Genomic DNA, 14,835 nt, shown 5'->3' with positions numbered 1-14,835 from the left:
CAATAAAGTTTGCAAAATATAGATACTATATTTATTTTCTAGTATATTTAATGTTACAAATACATTTCATTTTGAAGCGATTTTTTAAACATAAACTCTCTGCATTTAATCTTCAAGAAATGCTCATTGTACTGGCTATTATTGGGATATTGCTCTTACTAGCAATGCCTAAATTAATGCCCTTGATTGCTAAAACAAAAAGTATAGAAGCACAAGCACAATTAAAGCAGATTCATAATATGCAAACACTGTATAGTTATTCATATTCTACCTTTTCTGGAGATTTTAATGAGATTGATTTTGAAGCTCCAAAAACAGTAAAAGAAGGGGGTACTGCAAATTATGTATATGAAATCACAACTGTTTCTTCAGAAGGCTTTAAAGCAAGAGCAACAGCTATTATTGATTTTGATCGAGATGGGGTCTTTAATGTATGGGAAATAGATGAAAACGGGACACCTAAGCAAATCATTAAAGATTAATGATTCTAATTGTCATAAAAATTATAGTAATGGCTAGTTTACTAGCCATTTTTTATCAAGACCAAAAAGATCGTTTGGTGTATTGGTGGCTTTTTTTAGTAGGAGCCTTAGGGCTTTCCGTAATACATATAAATGCAGTTGGTTGGTTGCAATATGGTATTCATAGTGCATTTAATAGTGGTCTTGTCTTACTAATGTTATTAGTACTTATAGGATATATAAAAATAAGAATGCAAACATTCAGTTTACAAAACGTGTTAGGTATCGGAGATATCTTTTTCCTATTTGCTTTAGCGTTAGGATTTGCAACCCTAAGTTTTGTGACTTTGCTTGTTTTTGGGTTCATCTTTTCATTGATAATTCACTTGGTATTTCAAAAGTTTACGCTTTCGCGAAAGCATACTAAAGATATATCAATGCATAAAGAAAAAACAGTACCACTAGCGGGCTATTTATCACTGTTTTTTGCAGGAGTTTTATTAGTACACTGGTTAGGTTTTTATGATAATTTATATGTGATTTAGCTTATGGAAGATACAACTACATATAGCATTCCTGTTGAATTACAACAATTGATTAGCGCAGAACAAGCGTATCAATACCGTATCGTACCTATTGATAAAGAAAACGATACGGTAATCTTATATTCTGACACAAAGACAGCAGATACATTATCTCAAGAACTTCTTATATTTTTAGGATATACCGTTTCTATTAAGCAAATTGAAACAAAAGAGCTAGACAGGTATTTAAGTTCTAATTTTAGAAAAGCTTTTGAAACAGAAAATCAGACGCTTACTTATACGCAAGACTTTTTAGAGAAAATCTTATTAACTGCAAAATCCATAGGGAGTAGTGATATTCATTTTGAACCTTTTGAAAATAGTTGTCGTATTCGTTTTAGACTAGACGGGAAACTAAAGGAACAATATCGTATTGCAAAAGAAGAGTATCCTGTCATTATTAATAAAATCAAGAATCAAGCGAATTTAGATATCTCTCAAAACCGTTTACCGCAAGACGGAAGGATTACTATAAAAACACAAACTGATGAGTTTGATATTCGTGTCTCTACATTACCTACGATGGATGGAGAGAGTATTGTACTTCGTATTTTAAGTAAAGACACTTCAAATATCCAGTTAGATCAATTAGGGTTTACTGATAAGGAATTACTCATATATAAAGAAGGTATTCGTAATCCTAATGGCATTATCTTGATATCAGGCCCCACAGGGTCAGGAAAGACAACCACTTTATATGCGACTCTAAAACAATTAAATAAGACAGATACAAAAATTCTAACAATTGAAGACCCGATAGAATATACCTTAGAAGGGGTTATGCAAATGCAACTCAGAGAAGATATAGGATTGGATTTTGAGACTGCGCTTAAGACTTTTTTACGTCAAGACCCAGATATTATTATGGTAGGAGAAATACGAGATGTAGAAACAGCAAATATGGCAATACGTGCTGCACTTACAGGTCATCTTGTACTCTCAACGATTCATACGAATTCTGCTTGGGGGACGATCTCTAGGCTTATTGATATGGGTGTACCTGCACATTTAATTGCCAGTACTTTAAATATAAGTGTTGCACAGCGATTGGTGCGTAAACTGTGTATACATTGTAAAAAAGAAACATTAGTAGAACAAAACACCTTTCCAATGAATTTTACAGACCCTATAGGATTAAAAAAGCATTACATTGCAGAGGGATGTTCGCATTGCTATCATACGGGTTATTTGGGAAGAAAAGCAATGTATGAACTCTTACCGATAACAAAAGAATTATCAGTTCATATTAAGAATAATGAATTACAGATAGATAACTATCTAGAACGAGAAAATATAAAACGACTAAGCGATCAAGCGATACATCTTATTCAAATGGGGGAAACATCTGTAGAAGAAGTGTTTGCATTACTAGCAAATTAATAGCATATGATTAAAAAAATAACATTCTTATGGATGTGTGTCTTTATGATACAATGTATCGTAGCACAAGAATATGATCAGCAGCGGATACAAAAATTAGAGAATAAGCTAACAGCAATTTCTACTGATGTACCAGGCCTTTCTGAAAAACTTAATATTACATTACAACAAACAAATTTATCTACTTTCCTTCTAGGAATATCAGAAGTTCATAATCTAAATTTAGATGTCAATCCTCAGTTAAGTGGTATACAGATTATCAATAATTTTAAAGATGTATTAGTTTCTGATGCGCTTTTGTATGTATGTAAAACCTATAATGTAACCATTGATTTTACGGGCAGTATTTTATATATGACACCCTATCAGAAAAAAAATGATTCTGAAAAACACATCATTGATATTAACTATGAACCAACTAGTCAATATCTTTCTATCGACTTAAAGAATGATAATCTTGCAGATGCTTTTAAGCTCATTTCGGATACTTCTGGTAAAGGGATATTCTACACTCCTGATGTAGCAAATCAAACAATCTCAGCATTTATCAAAGAGTTACCTTTTGATATAGCTATGGAAAAAATAGCGTATTCTAATGATCTGATAGTAGCCAAAACCAAAGATGGTTCTTTTGAATTTGAATCAAGAGTACTCCCAAATGGAAATAACACTAACGGACAAACAGCAATAACAAGACCTATTAGACCGCGTAAAGCAAATTTCTTTTTTAAAGTTATTGATCAAGAATCAAAACGACTTGAAGTTGATATTCAAAATGTTGCTGTCGCAGATATAATTTATGATATCGGGAATGAATTACAATTGAATGTATTTACAGCGTCTCCATTGGATAATGCAGGAGTGGCAAGCGTAAAGGCAAAGGATATTACCTTTGATCAATTGCTTACTAAAATTTTTGAAAATACCACGTTAGCTTCACAAAATACTACCAATACTACAGCAAATAACCCAACCAGAGCAGGACAAAGTACTCCACCAACATCTGCATTAGATAGGTTTACCTTTAAGATAGAAGACGGCGTATATTACTTTGGAACTTTTAAACAGCTCACATTACGTTCAGCTGAGGTGATTCCTCTTCGATATAGATCTATTGGAGTACTAGCAGATCCACAGCGGTCAGGTAGAAGTGCAGGAAGATCAAATACAAGTTTTGGAAATAATTCAAGATTTGGATCCAACACAGGGTTTGGAAATACATCAGGAACATTTAATTCTAATGGAAACGGGCAAACTTCTGGACAGGCAAGCCAAAGAGATCAAAATCGTGATACATTAGATATAAGCTCTCTTATTCCTGATGATGTAAAACAAGACTTAAATATTATTGCAGATAATGAACTTAATAGTTTTATAGTAAGTGGTGCAAGTTCGGATATAGAACGATTTAAGCGTTTTGTAAAAGAGATTGATAAGCAAGTGCCTATTGTGATTATAGAAGTGATGATTCTTGAAGTAGGTCGTAATGCAACACTCGATGCAGGGATAGAATGGGGAATAGGATCAGAACCCACCACAACGCAAGGAGCTATATTTCCAGAAACCAATATTAACTTGGGAGCCAATACCATTAATCGTATTTTAGGTCGTATTGATGGTTCTAGTTTTTTTAATATTGGACAAGTCGGCCCTAACTTTTTTGCTACCATACGCGCCTCAGAATCTAATGGGAATTTTAAAATAAAATCTTCCCCACGTATTACGACACTTAATGGACATCGAGCTTATTTTTCTAATGGACAGACAAGTTATTTTCAAATTACGAATAACCAATTTGTAGGCACACAAAATCCGATTGTCAGTGAGAGTGTTAACTTTGTCCCTATAGATGCAGAATTGTCATTAGAAGTACTTCCTTTTGTTTCAGCAGATGGCATTATTACGATGGATATCAAAGTCATTCAATCTAGTTTTAATGGAGAACGCGTTACAGAAAATGGGCCGCCAGAAATTAGTTCTAGGGAATTTACCTCTATTATTAAATCACGCAATAACGATATTGTCGTATTAGGGGGGCTTGAAGAAAATCGTAAAAATGATTCAGGTAGCGGCATCCCTTTTTTAGCGCGAATTCCAGTTATAAAATGGCTCTTTAGTAAACGAGTCCGTACGGATTCAAAATCAAAATTAACAGTCTTAATCAAACCTACTGTCATTTACTAATGTTGGATAGCTTAACGCGAAATATCATCTATGGGACTACCTATTGTGCACTTGAGCATAGAGGTACAGATCGCGATATGAGCATAGCTGTTCTTATTGCTAAAAAAAGAAAAGGAGAGTTACTACTTGAAGAAAGAGCAGTCGTCTCAACGGTGGAAGATATCAAAGAACATTATGACACCTTACGATATGCACATCTGATTATAAATAATGATTTGGTTCTTCAGAAAACAGTTCAGATTACTCAGAAAGTTCCTGATACGGTTATTGTTAATGGGGCATTCCCTAATATAGAACTAGATGCTTTTTATTATGAGATAATACGTACAGAGGTAACAGCCTATGTATATATATGTAGAAAAGCCTATATAGATGGACTGATAAAGACCTATGAAGATCAAAAACTTTTTATTACAGCTTGGAGTCTAGGAAGTACAGCGCTTGTTTCTCTTTTCTCTTTACTGGAAGATGTATCAGAAATTCAAACAGTCAAAACAACCCTATCTCTTGAAAAGGGAAAACTTACAGGTATTTTTCCCACTATAGAAAGAGAATATCAAACAAGGTATTATGATGTAGAAGGATTAAAAGTAGAAGGAGATTATGTAAACGCTTTAGGAGCTATTGTAAGAATCATAGGAGGAACAGATGATGATTTAGTAACTACAAATTTTAATGAGAGAGAAGGTGAGCAACAATCACATTTTAAGCAGCATAGGATATTTGCTATAGGAGTACCCCTGACTATAGGTGCATTATTACTTATCTTTTTAGTAAACTTCTTATTCTATAATCATTATTATACAGAAGTAACCAGCCTTCAGGAAGTAGGAGAAACCAATGTATTACAAAAACAACTTCTGATTAAAAAAGATTCTATTGTAAATCAAAAACAGAAACTGTTTGAAGATGTGATAGAGTCGGCATCATCATCATCATCATATTTTCTAGATGAAATTATACAGGAGATGCCACATACAATTCTTTTGGATGGGTTGCAATACCACCCTTTAGTAAAGAAGATTCGAAAAAATAAACCAGTAATTGTACAAGAGAATACCATCATAATTACGGGAACGACAACGGTTAATAATGATCTGTCAGTATGGATTTCAACACTAGAAGGATTAGAATTTACAGAAAGTGTATCTATTAAAAATTTGGAAAAAGAAGGGAGAAATACAACATTTGGTATAGAACTCCTAATAGGCTCATAATGACAATTAAACAAAAAAATAACGTCTTAGGATTAGGATTTGCAATAGTACTTATCATAGGCTATTTTTTGTCTATTTCTCCGACCTTATCTATTAAAAAGAATTATGACAATCTAAAACAGCAAGAACAGATATATGCTAATATCCCGTTACGATTACGAGTGTTGAAACAAAAAGAAAAACACTATGATTCGTTGTTACAACATTATCAAATTACAGAGACTTCATTACAGAATAATCTATTAAAGACTATAGATCGTTATGCGAAAGATCATCCTATAAAAGTTGTTTCTTTTGATGAGCCTCATAGCATAACACAAAAAGGGAAAAAGACAAATTCCTATGCATTTACAGTCTCTGGAGACTTTAATGCTATTTTGGGATTAGCATATCAATTAGAACAGAAAAGTAAATTTGGGATGATTGCATCATTACAATTTGAAAAACTTAAAAACTATCGGACATCAAAAGAGTCTTTAGAAGGACAATTTGTATTACAGTTAGTTCAATAAAGGAAAATAATATGAATGATAATAAACGATATATAGTATGTATGCTTTTAAGCTTGTTGTTTATAGAGTGTACAACGACAAAACAACTTCAGTTCAAAAAAGGCACAACTAATAACATAGAATTAGGGGTAATTGTAAAGAAAGAAGGAGTCTTAAAAAATAATATTGAAGTTAAAGGTATCCCTCTATTAACTGAGAAATTGAAAGTAACCATTACCCAAAAAGAATTTACGAAAACATCTTTTGCAAAGTATAATTCTATATATAACTCACAAAAACCAATCGTATCCTATAGTGACGATTCTCAAAATAAACCAACTTATTTTGAAGTAGAACTTATCGATGATATTGGGTATGCTACTGCGATTAATAATGATATTTCTATTAGAGAGTACGTTAAGAATTCAAAAGACGCAGGAGTAATTACAAAGATTGCTATGGTAACAATGGCAACGATTGATATGACTGGAGTGACGGCTTCTTTTATAGAAGATACAGCAAATAAAACATATGCTGTTAGTCTATATAAAAAGGAAGAGTTAGTACAGACAATTAATTTTTCTGAGGTGGTCATTTTTGAATATCAAACTTCTTATTTCTGTTATGGAAAGAACGAGCGAGGACAAGTAGTAGTTATGGATATTGTAGAGGAGGGGAAATCCTGCAAGAGGCCTTTAGAAAGAAAAGCCAAAAAACTGAATACTATTAAAAGATTAGCTGATTATTAAAGAAGATACTTATGAGAAAACTAATAGCATTATTTTTTGTGATAGCTGGTATTTATGGATGCGAAGATATTGTAAGTGTTCCAGATATTTCAGAAGATATAATTACGGTATTAGCTCCTACAGATGGAGCTATATTAGAGAATACAGACGTTACTTTTACTTGGGAGGAAATTGAGTTTTCCGATCAATATCAAATTCAAGTAGCACAGCCTACGTTTGAAAATGCAAATCAAGTTGTACTCGACACCATTTTGGGAGATTCATTACAAAGTTTTAGAAGTTTTACTAAAACTTTACCTTCAGAGATGTATCAGTGGAGAGTACGAGGGCTTAATAGTAATTTTCAAACTGATTACACGACACAAAGTTTTACACTAGTAGATACTATTGCAATGGTAGGAGATATATCTTCTGAGGTAGTTACTACTATAGCTCCATCAGATGGGGTTACAATTTCATCAGGCGCTATAGGATTTAGCTGGGAAGCAGTAGCAGATGCAACGAGTTATCAAATTCAAATAGCTTTTCCAAACTTTGAAAACCCCGTACAAATCGTAAACGATACCATCACATCTGAATTATCTTATATGACTATGCTTGATAGCAATAGCTATGAGTGGCGTATCAAAGCCATAAATGAAGTTTCTGAGACGGTATATGCCACACAAACTCTTTTTGTTGAAGATGATGTCTCGCCATTATCAGATCAAACAGTCACATTACTATCTCCAGAAGATAATTTTGAAACGACAGATACAATGATCCCTTTGTCTTGGGAAATGATAGAACAAGCTACACTATATAGAGTAGTTATCACCGATCTATCTGACGATAGTATCTTTCTTGAACAAACGGTGACAACAACAGATATCACTATTGATTTTGTAACAGGAATGTATTCTTGGGCAGTACGAGCAGAAAATGACTCGCAGAATACTCCTTTTACCCAGCGAATGATTACCATTTTATAAACTATGAAAAATAAAAAGCGTACTACATATTTATTGCTAGCAGTCATATTAATTTATGGAGCTGTTGTAGGACGTTTTTTTATGTTAAGTAATAAAGGCGGGGATATTTTTTTTACCCCTGAAGCAACAACCGTATTTACCCCTGCTGAATATGTTATAAAAGAAAGATTTACAATCAACAACGATTATAGAGATCCATTTTTAGGAACGCTTTCTAAAGGAAATCAAATAACGAGTACTATATCCTCAAAACAAAAGGAGCAAACAACAGAAGATACTTATTTTCCTAGTGTTAGATATATGGGTGTTATTTCTGATGCAGGATCAAATAAAAAAGTACTATCACTCCAAATAAATGCAAAAGAATATATTACCAAAGAAGGGAGTGTTGTGGATAGTGTGCGTGTTATTTCAGGAAGCACAAAGAACGTTACAGTTTCTTATAAAGGGAAAAAGAAGACCATTAATATCTCGGGCTAATGTTGGGGTTAGGAGTAAAGATAAAAGCTGGTGCGCTGCAATTTGCAATTCTTATTAGTGTTGTGATTGCAGTTATTATCAGCGCTTTTATTTTACTGACCTATATGCAACTTCAATTTGCAAAACAATTGGAACGTTCTTCTAATACGATCAAACTTTCTCATATGGGTATTGCATATGCCAAACAACAACCCCTTATATATGGGGATAGTATTGAAATCCCTATAGAAAACGAATTAAAAGAAGAGCTTACTGTTATCAGAACACATTGGGGAATTTTTGATAAAGTACTAGCACTGGCAAAGAGTAAAAATTTTACATCTCAAAAAATAGGTATTCTAGGAGGACAATTATCTAAAGAAGATCGTCCTGCAATCTATTTAGAAGATACAAACTCTCCCTTGGTTGTTGTAGGGGAAACTACTATTTATGGCAATGTAACACTCCCTAGACAAGGAATAAAGCCTGGGAATATAGTTGGAAATTACTATCAAGGAGAAAAACTAGTGTATGGTACCATCACTCAAAATGCTTCTATAAAACCGCAACTATCTGAAGAGAAAAAGAGTTATATAAATGATCTCCTTTTTGGAAGTCTGCCACAACAAGATTCCTTATTTATTGGTTCCTATACTACGAAGATTTCTTCTTCCTTTACGGGCGCTCCTAAATGGATCTATAGCCCAGATGTAATACATATAGACAATCAATCGATAGAGAATAATATCATTATAAAATCAGATAGTTTGATTCGGATTTCAGCTTTCGCGAAAGCAAAAAATGTTATACTTGTCGCGCCACATATTATCATAGAAGATAACGCAACAGGCTCTTTTCAAGCTTTTGCATCAAAGAGTATTCGTGTTGGTGAAAACACAAAATTATCATACCCCTCGGTATTATTGCTGCAAGAGAAAAAGAAATCTTTACTTACTTCTAAAAAAGAAATCATAGAAGGAATTACCCTAGATAAGGAAAGTACTATTCAAGGAAGTGTTATTCATCTAGGAAGTTCAGAAAGGAATGATTCAAGATCTATGATTACCATATCAGAGACTGCTACGATAGAAGGGGAAATATATAGTGATCAGATCGTTCAGGTGTCAGGAATTGTTAAAGGGTCCATATTTACACATCAATTTGCAACCAAAACTAGAGGTTCTGTTTATAAAAATCACCTTTTTAATGCCGTTATTGATACAAGAAAGTTATCTGAATCCTTTTGCGGTCTAATCACCACTGAGACCCAAACCAATCTTGTGCAATGGGTATATTAAAAAAGAAAATACGAGCAACAACACTTATGGAAACCATAGTGGCTACGAGTATCATTCTTATGGTGTTTGTGATAGCAAGTTTGGTACTTAATAACACCTTTAGAACACTAACATTAAGAGATACTTTTTCTGTACAAAACAGATTAGAGACTTTACAGTATTTATACGTGCACGAGAAGTTTACCCTGCCGTATTATGAAAGCTTTGAGGAATATGAGATATCTATAGAAAGAACATCAGAAGACAACATACATTATATTATATACGAGGCTAGCAAAGAACAACAAAAGACACCTTTGACTATACAAACAATAGATGAAACAACACCCCAATAAGATACCCGCTTTCACGCTAAGTGAAGTACTTGTGGTTCTGGCAATCACAGGTATTGTAATTGCTATTGCTTTTACGGTATTACGTTTGGTGACTAAACAGTTTACGACAATGCGCTTAAGATATGAACAACGCACCGAAGTGACAAAATTTAAACAGCGATTACTCTTTGATTTTAATAAAGCATCTAATGTTTCTTGGAGTGAAAAGAATCAACAGTTAGATATTACGACACAAAATGAGGTTGTCACTTATGAAATCGCGTCAGATTATGTGCTAAGAGATACAGATACGATTCCTTTTAAGGTAGAAAATACTTCTTTTTATTACCTAGGAGATGACGTAGAAGAAGGATCCGTAGACGGACTTACAATAGGTATTACAATTTCTGGGCGACCTATTCACTTTTTTGTGTCTAGAACAGTAGATGCAGAACATATAATGGAAGGACTATGGGAATAAAGATGAGCACCATAAAAAAAGAGAAAAAGCGTGAAGACACGTCATCTTCTCTTGATAGTATCTTAAAAAAAGAAATTAAGCTTTTTGGAAATTCTTTTAACTCAAAAAAGAAAGAGCAATTTTATACAGAATTAAGTGTATTACTTACCTCTGGAATACGTCTTAAAGATGCTATCTATCTTATAGCGGAATCTCAAAAGAAGAAAGAAGACGCTCGTTTATTTCAAGAGATAGGAGACCGTATCATTGCTGGTGATGATTTTTCTAAAGTACTGCAGGAGAATAAGAACTTTACAGTGTATGAAGAACATTCTATACGTATAGGAGAGCAAAGTGGCGCTTTAGAAAAAGTATGTAATTCACTTGCTGATTTTTATACCCGAAAGAATCAGCAACGACGTAATGTAATAAGCGCTCTTACATACCCAATCATTGTACTGAGTACAGCAACACTTGCTGTGATTTTTATGTTGCAGTTTGTTGTACCTATGTTTAAAGATATCTTTAAGCAAAACAATGTAGAGCTTCCAGCGATTACACAAGGAGTTATCAGCACTTCAGAGTGGCTAGGGGACTATGGATGGATATTATTATTTGTGTTAAGTATATTTGTGATTTCTCAAAAACATCTTATTAAACAAGCTTGGTATCGTTCTAAGAGAGATGCACTACTATTAAAAATACCTATCATAGGCTCTTTTATAAAAACATCAAATATTGCTCGTTTTACACAGGCTGTTTCTTTATTGGTAAGTACAAAAGTGTCTATTGTCCAAAGTATTCATCTAGCAAAAGAGATGATAGAATTTGTTCCTTTAGAAAGCGCATTAGAGCAAGTAGAAAAAGATATTTTAAGAGGGAAAAGCTTGAGCGAAAGTTTAAAAGAACATTCTTTTTTTGATGCAAAAATGATTGCGCTTGTACGTGTAGCAGAAGAGACTAATCAAACCGAATTTGTATTCTCTAGGCTTAATGAGCAATACAACGAAGAAGTATTGAGAAAGTCTAAATCATTTTCTACCATTCTAGAGCCTATCATCATTTTAATAGTAGGCATTATTGTAGGTGTTATCCTGATATCGATGTACTTGCCTATGTTTGAGTTAGGAAATGTGCTGAAGTAGTTTAAAATTATTGTGCTATTTTATAATTAGTTTACTTTGAGTCATTTCCCTTATAAGGGACGTTTTATTTCAGAATAGTCGTAGAAATAGCCGCGGTCTACTTTTTACTCGTCTCTATTTTTGAAATCTATTTCCAATATATCAATGAACTTCTAAAAAGAGAAAGACAGTTCTAATAAAAACTGTCTTAACTCTAACTTGTTCTTTTACAGGCATGTTCCAAACTTGGAACACTTTTGTCGTGCTTTTAACGATTAGCGCCCACCATTTTACTACATCACCTAATTTGACCCATTACCCTTACCACTTAATTTCATCTATTACTTTGGGTTTAGTAACATATACTTTTTCCTCAAAAAAATGCTTCTTTGTTTTTGAATAATCAAATACAGAATCAAGTAATGGATCACCTTCATAATACTCTAAAATATATCCTCTTAAATGGTGTTCTCCAGGTGCATTAAATTGTTTACCTATGGCAGAAGTTAATCTATATTCGAATTTATCGCTAGTCCACTTCTGATTATCTACGTTATATTCTAAGTTATGAAAACCTAATTTAGGTAAATAGTCTAGGCTATCTTTATTTGCCACCATAGAATAACCATCTCTTTCTAGAAAAACTACCATTTTAGTTTCTGATGAAACATTATATGGAGCAGCAAGATATACTAATGCTTGAACCATTTGATTGACCTCTACTGTATCTTTGGATACTTTAATAGAATGCCTTCTTCCATCATACTCTCCGACACTTTTTTCATCATAAATACTTTCATCATCAACACTTTTCTTATTATTACAAGAAATCAAGATTAGTAATAAGAATGGAATTACAATTTTTATCATATTCATTTTAATTTTGAAGAGTAGTATCAACTTCTGTTCTTTTAAACCCAGGAGGTGGAGCGCCTGTGGCAAAGAAAGTTTTAATTTGAAGTGAATCAACCTTTGGGTCATTTTGCATTATCGAATCACCTTTTTTTATAGTTTCTTGAACATTATTTCCTTCGTGGAATGTGGTCTTACTTCCATCCTTAAAAGTCATCATAAAAGTACTAAATGGGAGTTCTTCTTTTAATACTGTAGGTTCTTCTGAACCACTATTGCTTATTGATCCTCCATTCTCTTCGATAGGACCTATAAATTCTGGAGCAACTTTATTTAAAAGATCGCCTCCTGACTGTGCTAAATCACCTGCTTTACTATCTGATCCAAATGTGCCTGGCTGACTATCTGCTACATTCATAACACCTGTTGCATCTATGTAATTAACGTCAGCACCTGGATTTGCAGTATTAGGTGTTGATAAACCCTCTTTTGTGGATGAGCCCTCGATGTAAAATACGACTCCACCATCTGCCCCCATACCTCCTTCATTACCTGGGCTAAATAAATTTACAACTCCTGATGTAAAACTATTCCAGGCATTGCTTACTTTTTCGGATGTATTATTTATAGCTGTTGTAACTGAATTTGCAATTCCTTCACCTATTCCTGCAAAAGGATTTGGACAACATCCTTGTGGCATCATTCCATCAGGATCTTGAAAGAAGACAGGATTATCAAAGGCATAATTATATGGGCTATGACGCCTCATTAATTCTGCTAACGGGTCAAGATTCATCCATCGTCCAATTGCAGGATCGTAATTTCTTGCAGAAATATCGTACCAATCCAAACCAAGTTCTTCTCCTAATTCTTTGTTTCCAAACCCAAAACGGTTGGCAACGCTGTTCACATTACTCGTAACCACGTCGTTGTATCCTTTTTGCTGCAATCCGAAAGGATAGTAGTTTTTCTCAGAGATAATTTCCGTTTTAGGTTCAATAGCCCCATCTCCATCAGAGTCACTATAAGTGAGTCGTACATTTCCTAGATGATCGGTATAATTAAAAGCATATTGATATCCAGAAAAACTAGATGTTCCAGTTTCTTTATTGAATTTCTCTATAGATTTTTCTGTACCATATACGGGCTCTATATATCCTTCAGGATGCGGGAACATTTTTAGTGCCTCTGTTCCATTGTTATTTTCATAGATATATCCACCTGCATATGAGGTGGTAATGGTACTATTTTGTATATCATCTTGAAGCACTTTTGCGAGTTTTACGCCTGTGGCATCATAAATATACGTAATAGTTCCATCTTGCAAATCTCCATCTGGATCTGTAGTATTAATTTCAACAGAAGTAGGAAGATTTAAGTGATTATAAGTGATATCTGTAATTCCTTTATTGCGATCAATGATCATATTCCCATTTACATCATAAATGTAATCATCTCCAGTAGTATTTCCATCAAAGAATCCTTCATTTTTCAAATTAACATGTCCATTATCACCTACATTTAATAGTTGATTTCCGCTATAGGAATAGACTAGATCATCCATATTTAGAGCATTCCCATTATAATCTGCTTGACGTGTTAAACTCTGAATATTTCCGTTTTTATCATAGTCAATTCCAGAGACATTAAAATGATCATAGTCTGTAAGATTAGTTCCTTTTCTACTATAAGCTGTATTGATGCGGTTTAAGGCGTCATACTTATACCCATAGGTTCTTTTCTGGCTATCAGCGTTTGCACTTCTCCAGATCGTTTGTGAGATGTTTCCGTTATAAAGAGATACCGCTTGTCCAGGAGCTGCTGCATCGCCTTCTACAGTATTATCATAGTTAATATGAAAGTTAAATAGGGCAGGTGTTCTTGCATTAGAATCCACATCATTGATATCTGTAAGCCATCCACGGATATTATACTGATAGTCTACTTTTTGAAGACTCTTATCGATATTTGTTGCATATAGATTAAGATTACTGATCTGTGCTCCATTATCAGCCATTACCATATCCCCAACTAAAGAAGGGAAGTTTTGCGTCATGGTATGGGTTGCTACGACTGTTCCATTTTGAATAAAGGAAAGTACATTCCCTTCTCTCTCTATAGCAAAATGGTCATTCGCATTGTAATTAATGTATCCTGTTATATACGAGCTAACATCATTTTCACGAATTCTTACTCTATATCTTCCAGGATCATTCCAAGCAAAAAAGAATGCATAATCAATTTCACCCGTAGAATTTGTATACTGATTATTATCATTAAACCCTACAACA

At 33.6% G+C, this 14,835-nt stretch carries 15 protein-coding genes; 13 read left to right on the top strand and 2 right to left on the bottom strand.

Annotated elements, in window-relative coordinates:
• Positions 1-71: 71 nt before the first annotated feature.
• From ABJD27_RS07750 to ABJD27_RS07690, 13 genes are read left to right on the top strand one after another with little or no spacing between them, the layout of a single operon-like run.
• Positions 72-482, top strand: a complete 411-nt coding sequence (locus ABJD27_RS07750) for a prepilin-type N-terminal cleavage/methylation domain-containing protein (RefSeq protein WP_348172546.1) — start codon at positions 72-74, stop codon at positions 480-482.
• Between the two features lie 29 nt (positions 483-511).
• Entirely contained in the window at positions 512-1,006 is a 495-nt protein-coding gene (locus ABJD27_RS07745; protein WP_348172549.1) for a hypothetical protein, read from the top strand.
• Between the two features lie 3 nt (positions 1,007-1,009).
• Positions 1,010-2,425 (top strand): ATPase, T2SS/T4P/T4SS family, encoded by a 1,416-nt coding sequence (locus ABJD27_RS07740; protein ID WP_348172552.1) that lies wholly within the window; start codon positions 1,010-1,012, stop codon positions 2,423-2,425.
• A gap of 6 nt (positions 2,426-2,431) precedes the next feature.
• Positions 2,432-4,609, top strand: coding sequence for a hypothetical protein (locus ABJD27_RS07735; RefSeq protein ID WP_348202024.1), 2,178 nt, complete (start codon positions 2,432-2,434; stop codon positions 4,607-4,609).
• Positions 4,609-5,826: a hypothetical protein gene (locus ABJD27_RS07730; RefSeq protein WP_348161911.1), complete on the top strand. Its 1,218-nt coding sequence runs from the start codon at positions 4,609-4,611 to the stop codon at positions 5,824-5,826. The genes ABJD27_RS07735 and ABJD27_RS07730 overlap by 1 nt, the downstream gene beginning before the upstream one ends.
• Complete coding sequence (locus ABJD27_RS07725; RefSeq protein WP_348161909.1) at positions 5,826-6,338, top strand: hypothetical protein; 513 nt, start codon at positions 5,826-5,828, stop codon at positions 6,336-6,338. The genes ABJD27_RS07730 and ABJD27_RS07725 overlap by 1 nt, the downstream gene beginning before the upstream one ends.
• A gap of 11 nt (positions 6,339-6,349) precedes the next feature.
• Positions 6,350-7,066 (top strand): hypothetical protein, encoded by a 717-nt coding sequence (locus ABJD27_RS07720; protein WP_348161908.1) that lies wholly within the window; start codon positions 6,350-6,352, stop codon positions 7,064-7,066.
• 11 nt (positions 7,067-7,077) lie between these two features.
• Positions 7,078-8,037: a hypothetical protein gene (locus ABJD27_RS07715; RefSeq protein ID WP_348161906.1), complete on the top strand. Its 960-nt coding sequence runs from the start codon at positions 7,078-7,080 to the stop codon at positions 8,035-8,037.
• Between the two features lie 3 nt (positions 8,038-8,040).
• Entirely contained in the window at positions 8,041-8,517 is a 477-nt protein-coding gene (locus ABJD27_RS07710; RefSeq protein ID WP_348161904.1) for a hypothetical protein, read from the top strand.
• On the top strand, positions 8,517-9,794 hold the full coding sequence (locus ABJD27_RS07705) for a hypothetical protein (protein ID WP_348161902.1): 1,278 nt from the start codon (positions 8,517-8,519) through the stop codon (positions 9,792-9,794). The genes ABJD27_RS07710 and ABJD27_RS07705 overlap by 1 nt, the downstream gene beginning before the upstream one ends.
• Positions 9,782-10,129 (top strand): hypothetical protein, encoded by a 348-nt coding sequence (locus ABJD27_RS07700; RefSeq protein ID WP_348161900.1) that lies wholly within the window; start codon positions 9,782-9,784, stop codon positions 10,127-10,129. The genes ABJD27_RS07705 and ABJD27_RS07700 overlap by 13 nt, the downstream gene beginning before the upstream one ends.
• Complete coding sequence (locus ABJD27_RS07695; RefSeq protein ID WP_348161898.1) at positions 10,110-10,589, top strand: prepilin-type N-terminal cleavage/methylation domain-containing protein; 480 nt, start codon at positions 10,110-10,112, stop codon at positions 10,587-10,589. Before ABJD27_RS07700 ends, ABJD27_RS07695 begins: the two co-directional genes overlap by 20 nt.
• A 2-nt stretch (positions 10,590-10,591) precedes the next feature.
• Complete coding sequence (locus ABJD27_RS07690; protein WP_348161896.1) at positions 10,592-11,713, top strand: type II secretion system F family protein; 1,122 nt, start codon at positions 10,592-10,594, stop codon at positions 11,711-11,713.
• A gap of 300 nt (positions 11,714-12,013) precedes the next feature.
• Here ABJD27_RS07690 and ABJD27_RS07685 read toward each other — a convergent pair whose 3' ends face one another.
• Positions 12,014-12,562, bottom strand: coding sequence for a hypothetical protein (locus tag ABJD27_RS07685; RefSeq protein ID WP_348161894.1), 549 nt, complete (start codon positions 12,560-12,562; stop codon positions 12,014-12,016).
• Positions 12,563-12,569: 7 nt separating this feature from the next.
• Positions 12,570-14,835, bottom strand: a 2,266-nt coding sequence (locus tag ABJD27_RS07680; RefSeq protein WP_348202023.1) for an RHS repeat-associated core domain-containing protein, incomplete at its 5' end; no start/stop codon positions are given.

The organism is Dokdonia sp. (assembly GCF_039945015.1).
Lineage (GTDB): Bacteria > Bacteroidota > Bacteroidia > Flavobacteriales > Flavobacteriaceae > Dokdonia.
The sequence above is the reverse complement of the archived record's forward strand: the minus strand, read 5'-3'. Positions and strand labels throughout refer to the sequence as shown.

Excerpts from the sequence above, each read along its gene's own strand:
- ABJD27_RS07700 (WP_348161900.1), top strand. The coding sequence starts at position 9,782 with ATGGGTATATTAAAAAAGAAAATACGAGCAACAACACTTATGGAAACC.
- ABJD27_RS07705 (WP_348161902.1), top strand. The coding sequence starts at position 8,517 with ATGTTGGGGTTAGGAGTAAAGATAAAAGCTGGTGCGCTGCAATTTGCA.
- ABJD27_RS07725 (WP_348161909.1), top strand. The coding sequence starts at position 5,826 with ATGACAATTAAACAAAAAAATAACGTCTTAGGATTAGGATTTGCAATA.
- ABJD27_RS07695 (WP_348161898.1), top strand. The coding sequence starts at position 10,110 with ATGAAACAACACCCCAATAAGATACCCGCTTTCACGCTAAGTGAAGTA.
- ABJD27_RS07685 (WP_348161894.1), bottom strand. The coding sequence starts at position 12,562 with ATGATAAAAATTGTAATTCCATTCTTATTACTAATCTTGATTTCTTGT.
- ABJD27_RS07710 (WP_348161904.1), top strand. The coding sequence starts at position 8,041 with ATGAAAAATAAAAAGCGTACTACATATTTATTGCTAGCAGTCATATTA.
- ABJD27_RS07690 (WP_348161896.1), top strand. The coding sequence starts at position 10,592 with ATGAGCACCATAAAAAAAGAGAAAAAGCGTGAAGACACGTCATCTTCT.
- ABJD27_RS07740 (WP_348172552.1), top strand. The coding sequence starts at position 1,010 with ATGGAAGATACAACTACATATAGCATTCCTGTTGAATTACAACAATTG.
- ABJD27_RS07715 (WP_348161906.1), top strand. The coding sequence starts at position 7,078 with ATGAGAAAACTAATAGCATTATTTTTTGTGATAGCTGGTATTTATGGA.
- ABJD27_RS07730 (WP_348161911.1), top strand. The coding sequence starts at position 4,609 with ATGTTGGATAGCTTAACGCGAAATATCATCTATGGGACTACCTATTGT.
- ABJD27_RS07735 (WP_348202024.1), top strand. The coding sequence starts at position 2,432 with ATGATTAAAAAAATAACATTCTTATGGATGTGTGTCTTTATGATACAA.
- ABJD27_RS07745 (WP_348172549.1), top strand. The coding sequence starts at position 512 with ATGGCTAGTTTACTAGCCATTTTTTATCAAGACCAAAAAGATCGTTTG.
- ABJD27_RS07720 (WP_348161908.1), top strand. The coding sequence starts at position 6,350 with ATGAATGATAATAAACGATATATAGTATGTATGCTTTTAAGCTTGTTG.